Origin of the sequence: Arthrobacter sp. NPDC058097 (assembly GCF_042884885.1) — a bacterium.
Taxonomy (GTDB): domain Bacteria; phylum Actinomycetota; class Actinomycetes; order Actinomycetales; family Micrococcaceae; genus Arthrobacter.
In genome coordinates, this window is sequence record NZ_JBHVSZ010000001.1 from 730,609 (window position 1) to 750,768 (window position 20,160).

General features: G+C 61.6%; 17 protein-coding genes and 1 pseudogene. 8 read left to right on the top strand and 10 right to left on the bottom strand.

Annotated elements, in window-relative coordinates:
- The 4 genes from ACFVTE_RS03465 to ACFVTE_RS03480 are packed head-to-tail and all read right to left on the bottom strand — an operon-like array spanning position 1 to position 4,299.
- Positions 1 to 1,122: a Gfo/Idh/MocA family protein gene (locus ACFVTE_RS03465; protein ID WP_387096873.1), complete on the bottom strand. Its 1,122-nt coding sequence runs from the start codon at positions 1,120 to 1,122 to the stop codon at positions 1 to 3.
- Between the two features lie 48 nt (positions 1,123 to 1,170).
- Entirely contained in the window at positions 1,171 to 1,980 is an 810-nt protein-coding gene (locus ACFVTE_RS03470; RefSeq protein WP_387096876.1) for a carbohydrate ABC transporter permease, read from the bottom strand.
- 28 nt (positions 1,981 to 2,008) lie between these two features.
- Positions 2,009 to 2,980 (bottom strand): carbohydrate ABC transporter permease, encoded by a 972-nt coding sequence (locus tag ACFVTE_RS03475; RefSeq protein ID WP_387096879.1) that lies wholly within the window; start codon positions 2,978 to 2,980, stop codon positions 2,009 to 2,011.
- A 14-nt stretch (positions 2,981 to 2,994) separates the two neighbouring features.
- Complete coding sequence (locus tag ACFVTE_RS03480; RefSeq protein ID WP_387096882.1) at positions 2,995 to 4,299, bottom strand: ABC transporter substrate-binding protein; 1,305 nt, start codon at positions 4,297 to 4,299, stop codon at positions 2,995 to 2,997.
- Positions 4,300 to 4,644: 345 nt separating this feature from the next.
- Here ACFVTE_RS03480 and ACFVTE_RS03485 point away from each other — a divergent pair, with 345 nt between their 5' ends.
- The 7 genes and pseudogenes from ACFVTE_RS03485 to ACFVTE_RS03515 all read left to right on the top strand — a co-directional run bounded on the left by ACFVTE_RS03485 (position 4,645) and on the right by ACFVTE_RS03515 (position 11,196).
- The gene (locus ACFVTE_RS03485; RefSeq protein ID WP_387097154.1) at positions 4,645 to 5,037 is read left to right on the top strand and encodes a DUF6379 domain-containing protein; all 393 of its coding nucleotides are present in this window, start codon (positions 4,645 to 4,647) and stop codon (positions 5,035 to 5,037) included.
- The gene (locus ACFVTE_RS03490) at positions 5,034 to 6,047 is read left to right on the top strand and encodes a hypothetical protein (protein WP_387096884.1); all 1,014 of its coding nucleotides are present in this window, start codon (positions 5,034 to 5,036) and stop codon (positions 6,045 to 6,047) included. The genes ACFVTE_RS03485 and ACFVTE_RS03490 overlap by 4 nt, the downstream gene beginning before the upstream one ends.
- 197 nt (positions 6,048 to 6,244) lie before the next feature.
- Entirely contained in the window at positions 6,245 to 6,535 is a 291-nt protein-coding gene (locus ACFVTE_RS03495; RefSeq protein ID WP_387096887.1) for a DUF2218 domain-containing protein, read from the top strand.
- A 164-nt stretch (positions 6,536 to 6,699) separates the two neighbouring features.
- Positions 6,700 to 7,264: pseudogene (locus ACFVTE_RS03500) on the top strand (recombinase family protein).
- A gap of 337 nt (positions 7,265 to 7,601) precedes the next feature.
- Entirely contained in the window at positions 7,602 to 8,963 is a 1,362-nt protein-coding gene (locus ACFVTE_RS03505) for an NAD(P)H-dependent oxidoreductase (protein WP_387096889.1), read from the top strand.
- A 77-nt stretch (positions 8,964 to 9,040) separates the two neighbouring features.
- The gene (locus tag ACFVTE_RS03510; RefSeq protein WP_387096892.1) at positions 9,041 to 9,781 is read left to right on the top strand and encodes a FadR/GntR family transcriptional regulator; all 741 of its coding nucleotides are present in this window, start codon (positions 9,041 to 9,043) and stop codon (positions 9,779 to 9,781) included.
- A gap of 80 nt (positions 9,782 to 9,861) precedes the next feature.
- Entirely contained in the window at positions 9,862 to 11,196 is a 1,335-nt protein-coding gene (locus tag ACFVTE_RS03515) for an MFS transporter (RefSeq protein ID WP_387096894.1), read from the top strand.
- A gap of 121 nt (positions 11,197 to 11,317) precedes the next feature.
- Here ACFVTE_RS03515 and ACFVTE_RS03520 read toward each other — a convergent pair whose 3' ends face one another.
- Positions 11,318 to 11,485, bottom strand: coding sequence for a hypothetical protein (locus ACFVTE_RS03520; RefSeq protein WP_387096896.1), 168 nt, complete (start codon positions 11,483 to 11,485; stop codon positions 11,318 to 11,320).
- Between the two features lie 94 nt (positions 11,486 to 11,579).
- Here ACFVTE_RS03520 and ACFVTE_RS03525 point away from each other — a divergent pair, with 94 nt between their 5' ends.
- Positions 11,580 to 12,851, top strand: coding sequence for a hypothetical protein (locus ACFVTE_RS03525; protein ID WP_387096899.1), 1,272 nt, complete (start codon positions 11,580 to 11,582; stop codon positions 12,849 to 12,851).
- 537 nt (positions 12,852 to 13,388) lie between these two features.
- On the opposite strand, the gene ACFVTE_RS03530 is transcribed toward ACFVTE_RS03525, so the two are convergent.
- The 5 genes from ACFVTE_RS03530 to ACFVTE_RS03550 form a co-directional block, all read right to left on the bottom strand.
- Positions 13,389 to 14,429, bottom strand: coding sequence for a LacI family DNA-binding transcriptional regulator (locus ACFVTE_RS03530; protein ID WP_387096901.1), 1,041 nt, complete (start codon positions 14,427 to 14,429; stop codon positions 13,389 to 13,391).
- Positions 14,430 to 14,477: 48 nt separating this feature from the next.
- The gene (locus ACFVTE_RS03535; protein WP_387096904.1) at positions 14,478 to 16,742 is read right to left on the bottom strand and encodes a hypothetical protein; all 2,265 of its coding nucleotides are present in this window, start codon (positions 16,740 to 16,742) and stop codon (positions 14,478 to 14,480) included.
- A gap of 113 nt (positions 16,743 to 16,855) precedes the next feature.
- Positions 16,856 to 17,728 carry a carbohydrate ABC transporter permease gene (locus ACFVTE_RS03540; protein WP_387096907.1) on the bottom strand — a complete coding sequence of 291 codons (873 nt, stop codon included), beginning with the start codon at positions 17,726 to 17,728 and terminating at the stop codon, positions 16,856 to 16,858.
- Positions 17,728 to 18,759, bottom strand: coding sequence for a carbohydrate ABC transporter permease (locus ACFVTE_RS03545; protein WP_387096910.1), 1,032 nt, complete (start codon positions 18,757 to 18,759; stop codon positions 17,728 to 17,730). Before ACFVTE_RS03545 ends, ACFVTE_RS03540 begins: the two co-directional genes overlap by 1 nt.
- Positions 18,740 to 20,062, bottom strand: a complete 1,323-nt coding sequence (locus ACFVTE_RS03550) for an ABC transporter substrate-binding protein (protein ID WP_387096912.1) — start codon at positions 20,060 to 20,062, stop codon at positions 18,740 to 18,742. The genes ACFVTE_RS03545 and ACFVTE_RS03550 overlap by 20 nt, the downstream gene beginning before the upstream one ends.
- Positions 20,063 to 20,160: the final 98 nt, after the last annotated feature.

Consider the following 20,160-nt stretch of genomic DNA (forward strand, 5'->3'; position numbering starts at 1 on the left):
CTAGAAAGTCACTTCCTGCAACACCCCGGCTGCCTGTCCCACGATGGGTACATCAACCCAGGAACCCTTCGCCGCGGAATCCGTGACAGCCTGCGTCAGGACGGCGGCCCGATGCCCATCGAGGAATGTCGGCAGCCCGTCGGGTGCCCCTCCCCGAATGGCGTCATAGGTGTCTGCGACAAAGTCGTTGAAGCAGTGCTGGTACCCCTGGGGGTGCCCCGGTGGCAGCGCCCCCCTCCGCGGGTTGCCGTTCACCAGATGGCGTTCAGGGTTTCGTCCGACAAGTATTTGCTCGTCGCCGGAACCGACCCACAGGTGCTCGGGCGCTTCCTGATTGAAGGAATACGAGGTCCGCGGACCGTCGAAGGAGAACCACAACCTGTTTTTCCGTCCGGCGCTTGCCTGGCTGAGGACAAGGGAGCCAGCCGCCCCTCGGTCCGTTTCAAACGTGAGGACACCGCCGTCTTCGGTTTGATTCGCCGATGGGCCCCCTTCCCGCTCGAATGCGCGTGTCAGGTTTGCATTTATCCTGACGATGCGGTGCCCGGTGACGAATTCCAGGAGGTCGCACCAGTGCACACCTATGTCACCGAAGGCGCGACTTGTGCCGCCCAAGCCAGGATCCACCCGCCAGTTGGTGGCTGAAGGGTCCGCAAGCCAGTCCTGGAGGTAGCTGCCGTGAAGCAGCCACAGGTCATTACCTGACTCAGCCAGGATACGTCGCCGTGCTTCGCGCACCGCCGGGTAATACCGGTAGATGAAGGGAACAGCAGCAATCGTGTCCCGCTCCGCTGCCGCTTTTGCGAGTTCGGCCGCTTGAGCGGGGGTGGTGGCCAGCGGCTTCTCGCAAACCACATTGATGCCCGCCCTGATGGCGGCCAGAGCCTGCTCGAAGTGCAGGGTGTTGGGTGTGCAAATGTGGATGACGTCCAGATTGCGTTCAAGCATCTCATCCAAGCCGCCCACTGGGGTTGCGCCTGGCAGGAGTTCGGCCAATCGGCTCGCCGAGGCCAGAGATGATCCCGCGACGCTGTCGACGATCCCCCCGGCAGCTGTGACGGCCTGGGCATGGACGGAGCCCATGAATCCTGTTCCGACGATTCCGGATCTGAGTGGCTGCATCGTTGGTCCTTCTGAATGAGTATGGTCGGTGTTGGCGAGGGGCAGAGTTCAGCTCTTGAGGCCGCCGGAGAATCCCTGAATAAACTTCTTTTGGGCCACGAGGTAGTAGACCAGGATCGGGATCATGGAAATGATCACGGCCGCGAAGATCACGTTCCAGCGTGAGGCCAGCTCGCCGACTGAGCTGTAGACAACCACCGGGAGTGTAGGGATGTCCGAGCCGCTCAGGAAAATCAGGGGACTGAAAAAGTCATTCCAGATGATCAGCCCGCACATGATGGCAACCGTTCCGGTGGCAGGTCCAAGCAAAGGAAAGACGACTCGGACGAAGGACTGGAACCTACTGGCTCCGTCAATGTTCGCGGCTTCCTCATAATCCCGTGGAATGCTCTCGGCGAAGCCGCTGTAGAGGAAGACGGCCAACGGCATGAACAGGCCGGTGTAGAGGATGATCATCCCCGGGTATGTGCCAAGCAGGTGCAGGTTGCGCATGGCGACGTAGACAGGGACCATGCCAAGTTGGAACGGCAGGATCATGGCAATCAGCACCATTATGCGAAGCAGTCTGCCAGGACGGCCGGGCATCCGGGATATGGCGTAAGCGGTAATGGAGCCAATGGCGACCAGGAGGACAACGCTGCCTCCCGTGATGATGATGCTGTTAAGCATCCCCATGGCGAGGCTCTTGTTTCCTTCGGCGCCCCATGCTTCGCCGAAGGCGTTAGCGGTGGGTGCCTGCGCCGGAGCGTACGGCGAGGTGGTGATGACTTCGGAGTCAGGTTTGAAGGCCATGACGATTAGAAAGTAGAAGGGGATCATCATTGCCAGCGCAATGGCAATGACAATGATTTCCCGCACGAGGGTTTTCCTGGTGTAACGGAGCATCTTATTTCCCGTGATCTTCCCGGCCGCGCATCAAACCCATCTGGGCAAGAGCAAGCACCGCAATAACGATGGTGAGAACGAGGGCAATGGCCGAGCCGTAGCCGAAGTTGCTGTTGACGAAGGTTTGGCGCCAGACCTGAGTGGCCAGCGTTTCAGTTGCGTTGAACGGCCCGCCGGCAGTGAGCGCCAGAACCTGGTCAAAAACACTCAATCCACGAATCAGACTGAGGATCGAAGCGATGATCACTGCGCCGCGCATCAGCGGTAAGACCACGTGCTGGAACCGTTTCAACAGGGGCGCGCCGTCCATGGACGCTGCCTCCTCCAACTCTTGTGGAACATTAGCCAGGCCGGCCAGGTATATGACCATGGTGATGCCGATGTGTTGCCACACCATCACCAACAGGACGGTCCAGATGGCAGTAGCTGGGTCCCCCAGCCACGCCTTCTGCCACTCGCCGAGCCCCGCGGCTGCCAGGAAGCCATTGAGGGGACCGTTGTACTGGAAGATGAACTTCCACACAAAGGAGACCGCCAGTGGGCTGAGCACTACGGGCATGAAGAGCAGCCCGCGGAGGAAGTGCCTGCTCCGCAGCTGACGGTTCAACGCCAGGGCAAAACCAAAACCGAATAGATTGACGAGGATAACGAATCCCAGGGCCAGAAGGAGGGTATTCCCCACAGCACCGCGGGCTACAGGATCGGTGAAGACCTTGATGAAGTTGTCCAGTCCCACAAGCTTGAAGGAGCCGAATCCCTTGTAGTTGGTGAACGAGAAGAATCCGCCGACACCGACCGAAACGTAGTGCATGGTGACGATAATGAGGACGGCGGGCAGTGTCCACCACCAGCTGGCATACCGAATGGACCGCGGCCGGCGGGCCCGGACGGGATGGATCGGGGTGTTTCCCTGATCCATCCCGTGCGCTTCTGCCGCCCCTGGAATGGTTGCCGTTGTTGGGCTCTCAGACATGGGGACTTACTTTCTTAGTTGGACCAGGCAGCGTCAGCAGCCGCAAGAACCTGGTCGACGGTGGTCTGGCCGGTAAGCAGACCCTGCACACCGGATCCGAGCGCGGTGTAAACCTCAGGGTTCGGCCAGGACAGGTTTGCCAAGGGTAAATACTTGCTCTGGTCCTTCAGCAGGGGCGCAATGGGGGCAAGCTTCGCGGGGACGTCTCCGGTGGTAACGATGGAGATGGGTGCGTCACCTCGCTCATCGGCGAAGTCCGTCGCTACCTGGGTATCCGTCCAGTACTTGAGGAACTCAAGGGCCGCGTCCCTGTTTTTCGTGGCCGCATTGACGGCCAAGGCATCGGACGGAGAAGCGAACAGTCGTGTCTGGGCCGCAGACGTTCCGGGGAGGGTTGCGACGCTGATCGTCTGTCCTGTTGCCGCCTTCTGCAGGTTGCTCAGCTGGTTGGCCGGAGCGGAAGTCATCAGAGCGGTGCCGGAGCTGATCAGCGGTGCCAGCTGTTCGAACGTTCCGCCTTCAGCGCCCGGCTGGAAGCACTTGGCCTTGTTCATGTCGACGATCCGCTGCAGGGCATCCTTCCAACCCTGGGTGCCGGCGAAGGTGGTTTTGTTGTCCGCCCGTTTCTGGTTCCAGTCGGGATCCTGGCTGTACACGGTGGACGCTGCAACTTCCATCAGGAACAAGCCCGCCCCGCCCGGAACGGAGCCCGGGAGCGCGATAGTGCTCTTTCCTGCCGCAGCACGGCCCTCGCAGAGCTTCATGAGGTCAGCACTGGTCTTGGGGAACGCCACCCCGGCAGCCTTGGCTGCAGATTCGTTCGTGATCATTACGATCGGAGCGATGCTGACCGGCAATGCGTACTGCTTGTCGTCTTTATAGAAAAGCCCCTTGGCGTTATCCGGCACCTGCTTGTTGGCCCAGCCTTGGTCCGTCAGGTCCATAAGGAAGCCCGCGTCGGCATAACCCAGGAGGGCGTTGGACCCGCCGCTGCCGGATGCTCCGAAGAAGACATCCGGTGCGTTCCCACCGGTGAGCTGGGTCTTCAGAACGTTCGCGTACTGGTCGATGGGCGTGGTGACCATCTTGATCTTGATGTTCGGGTGGCTTGCCTCAAACTTCTTCGCCACAGCCTCGTAAGGGTTTTCCTTCTCGTAGGTCTGCGTAGCAAAAGTCAGCGTCGTGACTCCGTCGGTGGATCCGGAACTGCCCGACCCGGAACTGCCGCTGCAACCCGACAGGGCCAGGACGCCAACGAGAGGGAAGGCGACCGCAACGGTCGCGGTACGCCAGCTGACGAGCCGATTGGTGTTTTTCATGGAATAAGGTCTGCCTTTCGAGACTTCATTGTCATCGGCGCATCCTCTGTGAAGATGGGCCGCAGTCGGGGCCATTACGCCGCCGGACATCGCCAGTATTGCACGCAAAACAGGCCAAAAACGGGCGTGATCTACTACACAAAAGCAATACCAACTATCGCCAAACGCGAGTTTTCACCGAACCGCCATTGCCGCGGCGACAGCTATGACTCCGCCTGATGCCAACCATTCGAAATCGGTGAGATCCATCCGGACAACATTCGAGGTAACGTCGTTGGCCATGACCTCAGCACCCGCCTTCACGGCCGAACAGCACGCCTGTCAGGCGGCAAAGCAATGACCTTTATGGGGCACCTACTCCAAAACACAAGCGCTTACCGCACAGTATCCGGATACCAGCTGTCACTCGGCTTGCCTTGGTACCGCAGCCTGCCCTGGTCCTGCGTCGAGGATATTGAGGTCCGGATCAACGATGAGGTCTGGCCGTTCAAGGACCTCACAATAATCATCGACGGTGCGCCGGTGACCGCTTCCGAACTGGCTGAGCGGTGGGACAGCTACTGGTACCTGCAGGACCGCATTCTGGTGCGCATCAATTCTGATGTGTCCCCGCCCCAGCAGGCCGACGTCTGCGTCAAGATGGCGCTGCTACTGCCCAACGTCCTCATTGAGAACAAGGCCGCCCTCGTCACGACTGAAAGCCGGAAGCGGCTGCAGATTCAGGAGCTGGCGGAATGAGCCGTAACTTTCCCACCGGGGCATCCACGCCGCACGCGGGGCCGTTCTGGGCCATAACAATGTTTTCTCTCACCAATGAGCTGTTAGCCGGCCAACCAAACGCCACTCAGCTGATCGACGACGTCCTGGACCTCGGGATCAGCTCACATATCGAGGTTGATGGGTTCCAAGGCTTTTCATCATTTCCCAGAGTAAGCCGGGAAGAAATCCACCGTTTCAGATCACTCATGGAACAACGTTCGGCGCAGCCCACCATCCTGGGTGTGTATACCGATCCCGGAACGCGGCGGAGTGGGGTCTTCGCAGACGACGAGATGGCTGAATTCCTTGCCGGCCAGATTTGCTCTGCAGCCGACCTAGGGTTCGCCATGGCCCGCGTCGCGTTCGGTGTAAGTGCCAAAGTTTTGGAACTCATATTGCCTGTGTTGGAATCAACGCGGATCCAGCTTGTACAGGAAGTGCAGGCCGCCATCAGGCCCGACTCCCCTGAGTTGGTGGTTCAGCTTGAGACTCTCGACCGCATTGAAAGCCCCTATTTGGGGCTCCTCTTGGATACAAGCACCTCCATGCCGCGACTTCCAATCAGTTATCTGCGGCAGCTACGACAAGTGGGCGTCGCAAAGGGGTTAGTTGAGGCCCTCGACCTTCAGTGGGAGGACCACGGTGCCGAGGCTCTGCGCTCAGATATTTTCGGACAGATTCCGAAACTGTCGCCGCAAGCCGGGAGCCTTCTGATGATGCCGCTGCTGCGTTTCGGGAACACACCCATTCATCATTGGGATACCCTGCTTCCTCGATTCACAGCCGTTCACTTGAAGTACTGGGATCTAGAGGATGATGACCAGCGCGTCAGCGCACCAATAGCGCACCTTCTCGGCGAGCTGCGTTCATTTGGTTACTCAGGTCCCCTTGTTAGCGAATGGGGTGGACATGAATGGTGCGAGTCTGAGGACTCGAGCGGCGCCAAAGTGGCCCTTCAGCACTACGACCTTTGTCGCAAGTTGCTCTAGCGTGCCTCATTCGTCCTTTCCATCTAACCCCCGCTGTCGGTCGGATGACGTCATGGCCGACGGTTCCATCCCTGGCTGTCCAACGATGGAAGGTCAGGGCGGCGCAGCGTCGAGACGAGCCCGGACCTCCGTCCATCTCAACTGAAGTTAAAAACTGCACACCCTTCACTGGGTGAATCAACGATAAGGAAAATCCCATGAGCGACTGTCGTTCAACTGCCCTGGTAAGGACGGATACACCTGAACGCTATGCAAAGCAGCTGGCTTCGCACCTAGGCCGCCGCGCCCAAGTCATCGATGAACCTGCCGGGCTGCGGATCGTGTTCGAAGCCGGCGAGTGTCTGCTACAGACGCGAACGGGCGTTCTTGTGTTGAAGGCGCAGGCTGATTCTGAGCCGAATCTGGAAACCGTTATGCGGGTTATCGCAGTCCATCTCGAGAGGTTTGGGCAGAGCAACGAGCTTCGCGTCGGGTGGGACGCGAGCTAATTCATCTCTTTCCCGCATGAAACAGGGCACGTCAAGCCAAGGGTTGAAGCATCGTACAGTTGGGGCACACCCCAACCTGGCGCAAGAGAGCCTGAAGTCTTGACGTTCTTCTGAAAGGCCCCTGAACTCAAACTGACGATGGTCGACGGGTTTGGAGGCCAATGGTGGCTGGTCAGGGGATCGGGTATGTGCGCGTGAACACGTTGGACCAGAACGAGAAACGCCAGCTCGACGGCCAGGTTCTGGACCGGGTCTTCAGGAACAAGTCGTCCGGCAGGGATACGTCCAGACCACAACTGGGGGAATTGCTAAGCTTCGCCCGTGAAGGGAACACCGTCCTGGTGCACAGCATGGACCGGCTCACACGGAACCTCGATGACCTGCGCGCCCTGGTCCACCGCTGACCCGAAAGGGGTCCGGGTGGAGTTCGTCAAAGAACAGCTGGTCTTCACCAGGGAGGACTCCCCCATGGCCAACCTCATGCTCTCGGTCATGGGTGCCTTCGCCGAGTTCGAACGCTCCCTGATCCGGGAGCGGCAGCGCGAGGGTACCGCCCTGGCCAACCAGCGCGGCGCCTACAAAGGGCGGAAGAAGACCCTCACGCCGGAACGGGCGGCCGAGCTGGTCCAGCGGGCGGCCGACGGAATTCCCAAGTCTGTCCTCGCGGCCGACTACACGATCAGCCGGGAAACGGTGTACCAGTACCTGCGCCAGGTCAAGCGCTCCTGAACACTTCCCTTCAGTCGAGTGCGTAGTGTCTGGCTCGGCCCACTCGAGCGCGGCAACGAGGTGCCACCGTCGGGAAGTAGCTGTTCGCTCCGGACGATGCCGGTCGGGGTGCCTGGACAACTGTTTCGCCACCCTCGACCAGTCATGAATTCATAAGCCGGTCCGGATCCCGCCCGTACGTCTGAAGCATTAATGACGTCCTTGAACTTGGCGCAAGCTTCTTTCGCGGACAACGCGTGAGTCTTGACACACACGCGTGGCAGGTGCCATGGTTGTAACATCAGATGGTCAGACCAGCTAACCAAGGGTCGAGACGCCCGCTACGAGGAAGTAGTCCATGAACCTCCATTCGCTCCTCCAAAAAAGAACTGCCACCCAGGGCCCCATCCGGGTGGGCGTCATCGGCGCCGGCAAGTTCGCCTCCATGTTCCTCACCCAGGCGCTCAATTCAGAAGGCATTCACGTGGTGGGTGTCGCCGATATCGATGTGCCCAAGGCCAAGGGGGCCCTGCAGCGGACGGGCTGGCCGGCGGAGCGCTACGCGGCCGGCAGCTTTGCCGAGGCACTGCGCAACGGCACCACATTTGTTACCGACAGCTCCGCCGACCTGATCCAGCAGCCACAGGTCGAGGTAATCCTCGAGGTGACCGGCAACCCGATCGTTGGCACCGCCCACGCCGTGCAAAGCATCGACAACGGCAAGCACATCATCATGGTCAACGTCGAGGCCGACTGCATGGTGGGCCCGCTCCTCCAGCGGCGCGCCGAGGCCGCCGGCGTCGTCTACTCCATGGCCTACGGCGACCAGCCTGCCCTGATCTGCGAGATGGTCGACTGGTGCCGCACGGTCGGGTTCGACGTCGTGGCCGCCGGAAAGGGCACCAAGTACCTGCCCGAATACAACTACTCCACTCCGGACACGGTCTGGAACTACTACGGTTTCACCGACGAACAGCTCGCCAGCGGCGACTTCAATCCGAAAATGTTCAACTCGTTCCTGGACGGCACCAAGTCCGCCATCGAGATGGCCGCCGTCGCCAACGGCACCGGACTCACCCCCCAGGACGAGGGGCTCTTCTTCCCGCCAGCAGGTGTCGACGACCTTCCGCACGTTTACCGCGAACAGTCCGTCGGCGGCATGCTGACGCGCCGCGGAACCGTGGAGATCGCCTCCAGCCTGAACCGTGACGGCACCGAGGTGGACCGCGACCTCCGCTGGGGCGTCTACGTCACCTTCGAGGCCAAGACCGACTACGCCGCACAATGCTTCGCGGAATACGGCGTGAGGACCGACTCCACCGGCCGTTACGGCTCGCTCTACCGGCCGTACCACATGATCGGCCTGGAGCTGGGGGTCAGCATCGCCTCCGCCGTGCTCCGCGGGGAAGCCACCGGCGCCCCCACCGGTTTCCGCGGCGATGTGGTCACCACCGCGAAGAAGGACCTCAAGGCCGGCGAAATCCTCGACGGCGAGGGCGGCTACACCGCGTTCGGCAAGCTCGCACCGGCGCACATCTCGCTGGAGCGCAACGCGCTGCCCCTGGGCCTGGCCCACGGCATGAAGCTCAAGCGCGACGTCCCCAAGGACCGCACCGTCTCCTGGGACGACGTCGACGCCGACGAGAGCCTGCTCGCTGTCCAGATCCGGCGCCAGTTGGAGAACGAAGCCCGCGCTGAACTGCTCCAGACGCAGCGGTAAGACGGTCAGGCCGAGCAACTACGATGAAATAGCCGCGGCCCTCTGCCGCCGGCAGAAAAATCAAAGAGGTGATCGGCATGAGCGCAGAAGCATGGGAACCGGTACAGCGGGTCCGTACCTACGAACAGGTCATGACCCAGATCGAGGAACGCATCCTCGACGGCAGGCTCAAAGCCGGGGACAAGCTCCCCAGCGAACGTGACCTGTCCGCCCTCCTGAACGTTTCCCGCCCCTCCCTGCGGGAATCCCTCAGGGTCCTTGAGGCGCTGGGCATCGTCGACATCCGCCCCGGCGGCGGAGCCGACGGCGGCGCAGTCCTGGTTGATGAACCCGGCTCAGGGTTCATCAACCTCCTCAAACTCCAGCTCGCGCTCGGCCAGTTCGACCACACCGAGGTGCTGGAGACCAGGATTGCCCTCGAAACCTGGTGCTGTGAGGAGGCCGCCCAGCGGGCCACCGAGGAGGACCTGGCGGAACTGGAGCAGATCCTGGACCAGATGGACGACCCGGAGATCTCCACCCCCGAGTTCAACCGGCTGGATGCGGCCTTCCATGTGCGGATCGCCGAATCCACCGGCAACTCCCTCACGGCCCATCTGATGGGCTCCCTCCGCACCGCCATCAACCGCCAGATGATCGAGGCGTACGCCCGGCTGGAGAACTGGCGGGAAACGGCCAAGGTGGTCCGCAGCGAACACCGCGAGATCCTTGCGGCAATCCGCCGGAAGGATGCCGATGAGGCCCGGCGGGCCGTCGGTAACCACATCCGCAGCTTTTACAACATTGACAACGCCGAGGCTTCAAAACAGCCCAGGTGACGCCGAGGCCGGTGTCCTTTGGGACGGCGCCTGCGGCAACCGCAGGGGCAGGAAACCTCCTGTCCCATATCGAAGGAGATATGAACGCGATGAGCACCCTCACGCAAACGCACGCCCAGCAGGCAGAGCACGGATCACCGGACAAACTGAAGGTCGCCATCGGCAGCGCCGTCGGCACGACCATTGAAAACTACGACTTCCTCGCCTACGGAACTGCCGCCGCCCTGTACTTCGGCAGCGCCTTCTTCCCCGGCCAGGATCCCCTCGCCGCCACCCTGCTCGCCTTCGCCACCCTGGCCGTGGGCTTCGCGATGCGTCCCCTCGGCGGGCTGATCGGCGGCTACCTCGGCGACAAGTACGGCCGGAAGCCGGTCCTGGTGGGCGCGCTGCTGGTCATGGGCGCCGCCACTTTCCTTATTGGCGTCCTCCCCACCTACCAGCAGGTGGGCGTCCTGGCGCCGATCCTGCTCGTGGCCATCCGCATCATCCAGGGCCTGGCCTTCGGCGCCGAATGGGGCGGAGCCATCATGATGACCTTCGAACACGCCCCGTGGCGCAAGCGCGGACAGTACACCGGCATACCCCAGGCCGGCGTCCCGCTCGGCCTGCTGCTCGCTAACCTCGTCTTCCTCGGCACCACGGGCTGGAACAACGAATGGTCCTGGCGCGTGCCGTTCCTCGCCAGCTCCATTCTGATCATCGCCGGCATCATCATCCGCATGAAGGTCAGCGAATCCCCCGAGTTCGAAGAGACCAAGGCCCGCGGCGAACTCGTGAAGAACCCGCTGCTGACCGTCGTCAGGGAGGACTGGCGCAACATCCTCCGTGTCATCGGGCTGCGCCTGGCCGAGTCCGGCGGCTTCTACGTCATCGTCACCTACCTGCTCTCGTACATCAGCACGAACAAGATCGTTGACCGGCAGGTGGGGCTGACCGGCCTGGTGCTCGCGGCCGCAATCGGCGTCGCCGCCACCATCCTGTGGGGCCGGCTGACAGACCGCATCGGACGCCGCAAGCTCTACCTCGCCGGCTGCGCCGGCATCATCCTGTTCGGATTCCCCATGTTCCTGATGGTCAACACCGCCGTCCCGTTCCTGATTGTTCTCGTCTACATCGTCGGCCTGCCGGTGCTCCACGACATGCTGGCCGGGGCCCAGGGCGCCTGGTTCTCCGAACTGTTCAACGCCAACACCCGCACCTCCGGGGCATCCATCGGCTACCAGTTCTCGGCGGCCATCTCCGGATTCATCCCGCTGATCGCCGCGGCAACGGCGGCGGCCTGGGGCTGGAGCGGAGTGTCCATCGTCTACATCGCCTGCGGAGTGATCGGCCTCATCGCAGCACTGGCAACCAGGGAAACCTGGAGCAGCCGCGAAAAGAACGAGGTCGAGACTCTGATCGCTTCCAGCAAGTAAGACCACCCGATAAAACCGGGCAAGTAGGACGCAACAGGCACACGCAGATGGTCCCGGGCAGGAATCTCCTGCCCGGGACCACCGTGCTTTAAGGACCAGCGTGTTTGTGCCTCAGGACCTGTCAGGATGGGGCCAGCTCCTCGGCCCGCGGCAGCGGATCCAGGTGGCTGATGCCCGTGGGCGTGATCTGCAGGACCCGGGCCGTGGCAATGTCATAGAACAGGCCTGCCACATGTACCTCACTGCTCCGGACGCCGTCCCGCAGGTTACCGAGTAGATCACTACGCACGACCATCTGATTGAAGCACACCCCAACCTGACACCAGTGTCGGCTCCGGCCCCTCGCTGTTCAGATCCGAGTTAGTCTTGGCTACGTTTGTCTCATGTCCACACATGAGTCGTCGGTTCCAAGCTCTAAGCCGTTTGTGCTGTTGGGCTCCGGCTTTTCAAAAGCGGTGTTTTCGGGAATGCCCACATTGGCCGAACTCTCAAGCATGGTTCTTCAGCGACTACAGCTGGATCCCAACGTCCTCCAGCCCTTCGCCGGCGATCTCGAACAGTGGCTCTCCTTTCTGTCCACTGACCAGCCATGGCTTGATGATTTTGAGAACCTCAACAACAGATCCCTTTTCCTGCGCGCGAGTTCAGCCGTCAAAGAGGCTATCGATCAGTCGGAGAAGGGAGCACTGGCCGGACCGTATCCGGCCTGGCTAAAGCGCCTCGTCATCTCTTGGTGCGCAGAGGGAGCCACCGTTGTCACCTTCAACTATGACCTTCTCATCGAACGGATCACCACAGAACTCGGGATGACCCGCTCATGGGCTGACCTCTACCGGATGCCATTGGCAGACAGATCTACCAGCTTCCGCTCAGGCGGAATGCTTGCACGCGCCACTCCCCCCGGGTCTGTCCTGAGCTTGCTCAAACTGCATGGATCAACGAACTGGGGTTATGCCGGGATGAACACAACGACCGGAGACGCCATTTACCTCATGGATAGCGACATGCGCTGGTCCGAGCCGAACCAGATCAGGCCTCCGCTGCCCCGGCACGAGGGTTTGTATGATGACTTGAAACCGATGATCGTGCCCCCGACCGGGACGAAAAATCTCTACTACTCCAGTTCGGGCCTGCGGGCACAATGGCGGAAAGCCAGGGAAGCCTTGCAAAATGCTTCGACCGTGACCCTCATCGGATACTCATTCCCCGCCACCGATCTCGCAGCTCGACACTTCTTTGCTGGCGATGTCCCTAAAGTGCCCGTAACCGTAGTGGACCGGAACCCCGGTGTTGAAGCATCCGTCGTTGCCCTGGTTGGCAGCAACCCTCGTGTTTCCAGCTTTAGCGGGGACGACGCCATTCAACGCTACGTCAGCAGTACCTGCGGGGACGTTCTTCAGTGGGATGCAGACCATGGCAATGCCGGCTTCGTCCCGTGGGTGGAACTTAATGGGGTGAAAAGGACAGCCCCGGGAGGCAAGATCGACAGCCGGGATGATGCCAAAGTAAAGGCTGGATCGTTAGCGCTGGAAGAGTTGGCCTCACTGAACCTAAATTCACATGAATTCCACATTGATGAAGACAAGGCTCATTGGCCGGCCTTGAACACTGCATATCGAAGGCGCTCAGCAGCCGTCACTGACGGTTCCGAATAAGCAAGCCCGCTTCACCGAATCTGCATTATCGGCGTTTCGATCTAATCTAGATACGGGAAGAACGCCTACTAGTATCGGCACGGCATCGGCTCGGCGGACAACTGGGGCTCCAGCGGCTGTGGGCCGTTGGTAGGTTCCACTACCTCCGAGGGGATGGACAGGTAGCCTTGTGCCATTGCCGCCAAGGCGAGAACGCGGACTAGAGTTCTGGATGCTTCCATGAAGCACTCCTCCTTGAGTAAATCGAAGAAAGAAGAACGTTTCCGTAAACATTTGTGGAGTAAACGTGCTCTGCCGGGATCCGTCAATATTCAGTAGCTCTTGATCTGTTGATTATCGGATGGCGTTCGAAACGATCACGTAAACGATTCCCCCTATGGGCGGACGAAACTCCGGCCAACCGCCAGTTGGCCGGAGTTCCGCCCGTAGCATTGACGGGAGCGTAGCCTTCGATGAGGCAGTGTCGTCCCTTGCCCGTAAATCTAGGACAACGGGTGACAGCTGCAGCTACGAGCGTGCGCCCCTGCGCATTTATATCTAGATAGCTAGGGCAGTGGAGGCCCGCGTGACCAGGCGGCAGGGGACTTGGTGCGTTCCCGGTTGCCGATTTCCATCGATTGCCGCGAAAAGCAGCTGGGCGGCCAGGCGGCCGACGGCTTCCAGGTTCATATCCACGGTGGACAGGGGTGGCCTGGATTGCGTGGCGATCTGTTCCCAGTTGTCGTGCCCCATCACCGCGATTTCTCCGGGGACATCGCGCCCAGCTTCCCGGAGGGCATCGAGGACACCTCGGGCAATCTGGTCGCTTCCGCAAAGGACGGCGTCGATTTCCGGGTGGCGGGAGAGCAACGATCTGGTGGCCCCCCGGCCCCAGGCTTCGGTCCATGCCCCGTAAAGCGCCTCTCCTCCGAGGAGAGCCAGCCCGGCGTCGTTCAGGGCCGCCGTTGCGCCCTCAACCCGGTCCCCTGCGGCGGAGTAGCTTATGTCGCCGGAGATATAGGCGATGGAGCGGCGGCCGCAGTCGAGGAGGTGCTGGGCTGCCAGCCGCCCGGCGTGGACATTGTCGCTGACCACAGATATGTCATTGGCGTCCTCGGAGGGCGCGTAGGCGTAAACCACTGGGACCGGAAGGTCGTGCCCAAGCGATGCGCGTGGATTAGTTTTGTCACCCACAACGATCAGCCCGTCTACCCGACGGGACAGAAGGGCACGGACGTGATGCTGTTCGCGGATGGCGTCGCCGCGCGCGTCGCATAGGAAGGCGGAAGTGCTGCCCACCCCGAAGGCATCCTCCGCGCCCATCATGACCGGTATCGAGAACCGGCCTTCCATGTCGCTGGTGAGAAGGCCTACGGTGCCCGTGCGTCCGGCAAGGAGACCCTGGGCCACGGCGTTGGGTGAAAAATGCAGTTTCTCCGCCGCCCGCAGAACCCGCTCCCTCGTTTCCGCCCGAACATGGTCCCTGCCGTTCAAAGCCTTCGAAACAGTTGCAATGGACACTCCGGCGAAATTGGCGACGTCTTTGAGCGTGGTGGGCCTCGCCCGGTCATCTGCGTTGTTCGCGGTGCTCAGCGTCATCCGGGCTCCCCCTGTCCTGTTGCCCTCAGCCATCATTGAGTCTTCACTTTACTGTCCCACCGGCGACAGGGAGGCCCAATGGGTCCGCAGATCGGCGGTTCCGAAGCGCCTGATGAGTTCATCGTAGGCATCGATCCCCACGGCGGAGATCCACGGCAGGCATGTTTTGTTGCCCTCGCCCTTGCCTCGCCCTCCGAAGCCTGTACCGGCAAACATCGGGTCGTCGATAAGCCACCAGCTCACCAGCAGGCCTTCTTCCTGAAGGCCCGGACGGGCATAGCCCCAATCCTGCTCGCGGGTCGCTACCGTTTCGCTGGAGCCGAGCAGGACCAGTTCAGCGATGAGGGCGAGCGTGCCGTCGTTGGCCGCGATGGCGAGCTCGAAGAGGTCAGGCACGGCGTGGATTTCGTAGGGGTGAATGTAACCGGCGCCGCACGTGTCGCAGGCACTCCATCCGGTGCTCCGGAAGCCATTCCGGCCCAGGGTGCTCGAGGGCGGCAGCGGGACGTCCCAGAGGTAGATCCAGGTTGAGAGGACCTTGGCCGCGTCGATGGCGCTGGCCAGGGCGGCAGGGTCTGCTGTCTGCTGCCACACCGTAAGGGAGGCGCGCATTGCGAACAGGATGCTTTCGCTGTCCACGAGTTGCGCGCGCGAGTAGATGCTGTCGTGAATACCGCCATTGAATTTCAGCTCAGCCACATAATTTTCGGCTGTAAAGCGTTCTGCTGCCCGGGCAGCAGCAATCCAGCGTTCCTCCCCGGTCAGGCGGGCGAGGGTTGCCAATACCGGCACTGCTGTGGCCGTTGACGACTTCTGGTTGAGTTCGCTCTCGCCGAACCAGGTCCTCGGCTCGGTAATGCCTTGGGCGTTGAAGTCGTAGGCACGGCGCCAGCTGCCGTCCTCTTCCTGGGCAGTCAGCAGGAACTCACCGAACTTTGTGGCCGCCTGCAGCCAGGACGGGTGGTCGAATCCGCGTGCTTTCTCGGCTTCGTAGGCGCGCAGCAGGGCCCCATGTTCCTCGGCCATGCATCGAAGGTATGTGCCGTCCAATGTGCGGAGGGGTTCGATCGCGTATTTCATGTGGTCGTAGACGGGGCCCATTAGTTGTTCCAGGTCCTGTCCTTCTTCGGCGTAGGCGAGGGGCAGCAGCAATCCGCTCCACCAGTTGCCGGCGCGTCCGGTGTCGAGGTCGAACAGGGTGTTGGTCAGTCCGTGTTCCGATTCCCCGGCGCGGGAGGCGAAAAAGTCAATAACCTTCAGCGCCTTGGCGCGGGCTTCGGGATCGGCCAGCGTGTCCGCATGGGCCAGGATATGGTGCGCGTTGAGGACGTTCTGGCCTGTAAAGCCGTACTGAATGATGTTCTCCAGCTGCACCCCGTTCTGGGGGTGGCAGTTGGTGACGAAGCCCGCCGGTGTCGGGGTCTGGCCGGGCAGCTCGGCGTAAAAGGGCATGAGCGCCTCGACGCGGAGCTTGGTGATTTCCGCCAGCGGGGCTGTGAGTTCGACCGGCCGGGGGGACAGATGCTCTATGCGTTGGTTCCACAGGGACCAGAGGCAGTCGATGGGCGTGGGGTCAGAGAAAAGTTGCAGCGCGTAGCTGACTTCAATCGCAGTGCTTGTCGTTGCGTCCACCGGCCAGAACGCGCCCCATGGTTCCCGGCCTTCGGAAGTCAAGGCATGGGAACGTGAACGCTCGACGAACGGGTAGGCGGCAACAAGTCGTGTCTCGTTGCGTTCCCCGGGGAACAGTCCGAGTGCTCCGATGTCGGTCTTCTGCACCATGTTCTGCTGCCCCGGTTCCCTTACGGGAATGTCGTCATACTCGGGCCGGTCCTCGCGCGTCAGGGCGTACCCGGTTCCCGTCCCGGGGTCGTAGGCCAGCACGGCGAGCCCTGTCAGTCGGTCGTCACGGTAGACCAGTTCGCGGGTGTCCAGGTAGTCCTCGACGCCGTCGCCGTCGACATCGTTCAGGTCATACAACGCCGGGGGCGCGAAGAGGCGCATGTCATCGAAGCCGGCGCCGCCGGCAGCAACTTCAGCCTCAAGGACCATCCGGACGCCAGGCGTGCCGACCTCGGACGTGGCGGCGAGGAAACGGTCAATCCGGACTGAGTCGCCTTGTACGGTCCAGGTATCGTGCAGGACATACTGTGTGCCGGCGTGGTTGATCGTCGCCGAGCCGCTCAACGGTCCGTTTCCGGACCCGTTTTCGGGATCGACGGCGTCGTACCCGGCAGCGATCCGGGTGACGCCGCCGTCGGGCTGCTGCGAATCTTCCAGAATCTCCAGAACGGCGGGGGTTTCAATCAACATGGCTCGGGCGTTGCCGCCTGAGATGCGGATACCCTGACCGGAGGCGGTTGGGAATGACTCTATGTGCATGGCTTTTCTGCTTTCGAAAAAGGGGGATTGGTGACGGGAAGGGCTCAGCCCTTGGACGCACCGCTCATCAGCCCGGAGATGATGCCGCGCTGGGCGATGATGGTGATGACGAGAACGGGAACCAGATAGATGACCGAGGCGGCCGTCATCTGGCCCCACACGGTCTGGAACTGGGTGATGTAGGACGCGATCCCCACGGGCATGGTTTGTGCCTCCGGCGTGCGCGTGAGGGAGAGCGCGATGACGAATTCGTTCCATGCTGCGAGAAAGCCGAAGAGGGCTGCAACACCCACTGCGGGCCGCGACAAGGGCAGCACTACCTGGACCAGGGAGCGCAGGGTGCCCAGACCGTCGAGACGGGCGGCTTCAAGGACTTCTTCGGGGAATTCCCGGAAGAAGCCCTCCAGCATCCAAATGATCAGGGGAAGAACGATCGGAATGTAGGCCAGTATGAGGCCGGCGGTGTTGTTGATCAGGCCCAGTTCCCGGAACTCCAGAAAGAACGGCAGAGCAAGTGCCACTGGGGGAAACATGCGGGTCACTAGGGCGGCGCCGAGCAAAGGGCCGCTCATGCGGTACCGGAAGCGGGCGAACCCGAACGCCGCCGGAACACCCAGCAGCAGGCTCAGGAAGGTTGCCCCCGCTCCGACCAGGAGGCTATTGCTGAACATCTTCAGGATGCTTCCATCGGTGAAGACGGCCGCAAAATGCTCACCCGTGGGAGCCTGCGGAAGCAGCTGGGGCGGGATCGCAAAAATTTCGTTGGTCGGTTTAAGCGCGGTAGTGAAGATCCAGATAATCGGCAGGAGAAAAAGGAAGACCGCAGCTGCAGAAAGAAGGACGAACGCGGTACCGCGGCTGAGCCGCCGGCCCTGGGTGTTCCGGCCCCGTCGAAGCGGAAGTTGCTGGGTGGTCATTATTTGGCTCCTTTGCCGCGCAGGATCGCGAAGACGGCTCCGGCGCAGACCCCGACGATCAGGACGAACAGGACGGTCGCAGCAGCACCGCCAGAAAAGTCAGTATTGGTGAACAGGAGCCGGTACAGATAAGAACTCATAACGTCCGTGGAGTTGCCCGGCCCGCTCCCGGTGAGCACATAAACAGAGTCAAAAATCCGGAAAGCATCGGCCAGGCGGATAACAAGGATGATCAGGATGGACGGCTTGAGCAACGGCAGGGTGATCCGGAAGAAAGTCTGCCAACGGTTGGCCCCATCGGTCTTTGCTGCTTCGTTAAGTTCTTCTGGGATGTTCGACAGGCCAGCCAGAAGCACCAGGACCACGAACGGCAGAGCCAGCCAGAGGTTGGTCACCAGAATAGTGCCCCGGGCCAGCCAGACCTCTGCGAACCAGGACGGCGGGTGAATTCCGATGGCTTGCAGGCCGGCATTGACAAGTCCGTATCCGTCGGAGAACAGGAACTTGAACGCCAGCGAAGCGACGATGGGTGCGATCATCAGGGGAATCGCGACGATGAACCGCAGCTTCTTACGGCCGCTGGTTTCGCGTTGGAGCAGCAAGGCTATCGGCAGGGCAAGGATCAGCTCAATGACCAGGGTCGCGATGACATATCCGAGCGTCTGGAACAGGGCGTTCTGAAACTCGGGCGAACCGAGGATCTTCGTGTAGTTATCAACGCCCGCGAAGGTTGGCGCCGGCCCGCGGGCAGCGATGCTGAACCGCTGGAAGCTGAGCGAGACGGTCCACAGCAGCGGAAACAGAACCGTCACTGCGAGGGCGACAAGGGCCGGGGCGGTCAGCAGGACGCCCGTTGTTGCGCGCCGGCGCGCAACGCTCGACCTCCGGCCTCCGGGCCGGCCGCCGCCGGGGCCGCCATTCGGTGGGAGCGATCGGGTCGACTTCCCGGCCCGACCGGCCTGGGCGGGGCCCGTCGCTGTTTTCAGCGGCGGCGCCCCTTCACCAGCCAAGCTATTTGCCGACTGACGCATGAGCGTTCTCCATTGACTTTTGGGCAGTGGCCAGAGCCGAATCGATGTCCTTTGTCCCGGACATGACACTCGAGACGGCCACCGCGATGGCATCCTGATACTGGCTATACGCCGGCGTCATCGGCATGGTCTTGCTTGATGCGACCGACTTGTTGAACACGCCCAGCGTCTGACGCTGGGCCTCGCTCAGGTCCGATGCCTTCGCAATGGCGTCACCTGCGGATTGCCGCGGGACGGGAACCGCCTGGGCACGGCTGAGCTGCTCCAGGACTTTCGAGCTTGTGGACCAGGCAACCCACTTCTTGGCTGCATCGATGTTTTTGCTCGAGGAGCTCACACCATACCCCCAGGAAAAGGTGGTTGAAACCTGGTCCGGATTGCCCGGACTCGGGGCGACGCTGAACTTACCCGCGATTTTTGATTTCGGGTCGGAGGCCAGGCCGTTGAGGTACGGCCAAACGGGCACCATCGCCACCTTGCCTTCCAAGAACTGCCCCTGCATGTCGGTGAGGTCGTGCAGGCCCGGGGGGCTGGACTTGTCCTCGTTCTGGATGGCGGTCATCAGACGGAGTGCTTCCCTGGCTTCGGGTGTGTCAATGGTGGGGGCCCCGTTGCTGTCAGCAATGTCGCCGCCGGCCTGCTGGACGAAGCTTTCGAACCGGGTGGCGACTTCCCCGTCCTGTTTGCCGGGGATCATCGTTCCCCACACACCGGATGCGCTGTCGGTCAGCTTCTTTGCGTCTTCCCTATACTCATCCCACGTGGTCGGCGGATGCTCGATCCCGGCGGCCCGGAACAGGTCTGTCCGGTAGTACATCACGGTGTTATGGACCATGAACGGGATGCTGTAGAGCTTGTCCTTATACGTTGCGGTGTCGAGCGTGTGGGGCAGGAAGTCCGCGCGGTCAGTGCCCCGAAGCTGATCGCCAACCTCGGCGAGGTAGCCCTTGGACGCGAACTCAGGCATCCAGGTCTGATCGACGGTGTAGACGTCGTAGGCGCCAGTACCAGACAGAGCGTCAGACAGAAACTGCTGGTGCATATTGGCATGCGGAACCGGCAGGAACTTCACCTTAACGCCGGTTTCCTTGGTGAACTCCGGCGCCAGTTTCCCGTAGAAGGTCTCCCAGGGCGACCCGGCTTCCACACCCACAGTAATGGATCCCCCGCCGCCGCCCTGCTCCGGTCCGGCACTCGCCCCACCCCCGCCGCCGCCCGGCGCGCACCCCGCGAGCCCCAGGATAATGGCCGACCCCCCGGCCAAAAATCCCAGACCGGCCCTCAAACCCTTGCGTCGCTTCATCCTTGCTCCTTTGCCGATGCTGATGCTCAACCCCGGAGCCGCTGCATGCGGTCCGGAAACGGATAGAAATCCTTTTCGGAAGACGCTATTGGGCTCGA

Bases quoted from the DNA above. Each gene is read 5' to 3' on its own strand.
- ACFVTE_RS03465 (WP_387096873.1), bottom strand. From the start codon at position 1,122: ATGCAGCCACTCAGATCCGGAATCGTCGGAACAGGATTCATGGGCTCC.
- ACFVTE_RS03475 (WP_387096879.1), bottom strand. From the start codon at position 2,980: ATGTCTGAGAGCCCAACAACGGCAACCATTCCAGGGGCGGCAGAAGCG.
- ACFVTE_RS03480 (WP_387096882.1), bottom strand. From the start codon at position 4,299: ATGAAAAACACCAATCGGCTCGTCAGCTGGCGTACCGCGACCGTTGCG.
- ACFVTE_RS03485 (WP_387097154.1), top strand. From the start codon at position 4,645: ATGGGGCACCTACTCCAAAACACAAGCGCTTACCGCACAGTATCCGGA.
- ACFVTE_RS03490 (WP_387096884.1), top strand. From the start codon at position 5,034: ATGAGCCGTAACTTTCCCACCGGGGCATCCACGCCGCACGCGGGGCCG.
- ACFVTE_RS03495 (WP_387096887.1), top strand. From the start codon at position 6,245: ATGAGCGACTGTCGTTCAACTGCCCTGGTAAGGACGGATACACCTGAA.
- ACFVTE_RS03505 (WP_387096889.1), top strand. From the start codon at position 7,602: ATGAACCTCCATTCGCTCCTCCAAAAAAGAACTGCCACCCAGGGCCCC.
- ACFVTE_RS03510 (WP_387096892.1), top strand. From the start codon at position 9,041: ATGAGCGCAGAAGCATGGGAACCGGTACAGCGGGTCCGTACCTACGAA.
- ACFVTE_RS03515 (WP_387096894.1), top strand. From the start codon at position 9,862: ATGAACGCGATGAGCACCCTCACGCAAACGCACGCCCAGCAGGCAGAG.
- ACFVTE_RS03525 (WP_387096899.1), top strand. From the start codon at position 11,580: ATGTCCACACATGAGTCGTCGGTTCCAAGCTCTAAGCCGTTTGTGCTG.
- ACFVTE_RS03530 (WP_387096901.1), bottom strand. From the start codon at position 14,429: ATGACGCTGAGCACCGCGAACAACGCAGATGACCGGGCGAGGCCCACC.
- ACFVTE_RS03535 (WP_387096904.1), bottom strand. From the start codon at position 16,742: ATGTTGATTGAAACCCCCGCCGTTCTGGAGATTCTGGAAGATTCGCAG.
- ACFVTE_RS03540 (WP_387096907.1), bottom strand. From the start codon at position 17,728: ATGACCACCCAGCAACTTCCGCTTCGACGGGGCCGGAACACCCAGGGC.
- ACFVTE_RS03545 (WP_387096910.1), bottom strand. From the start codon at position 18,759: ATGCGTCAGTCGGCAAATAGCTTGGCTGGTGAAGGGGCGCCGCCGCTG.
- ACFVTE_RS03550 (WP_387096912.1), bottom strand. From the start codon at position 20,062: ATGAAGCGACGCAAGGGTTTGAGGGCCGGTCTGGGATTTTTGGCCGGG.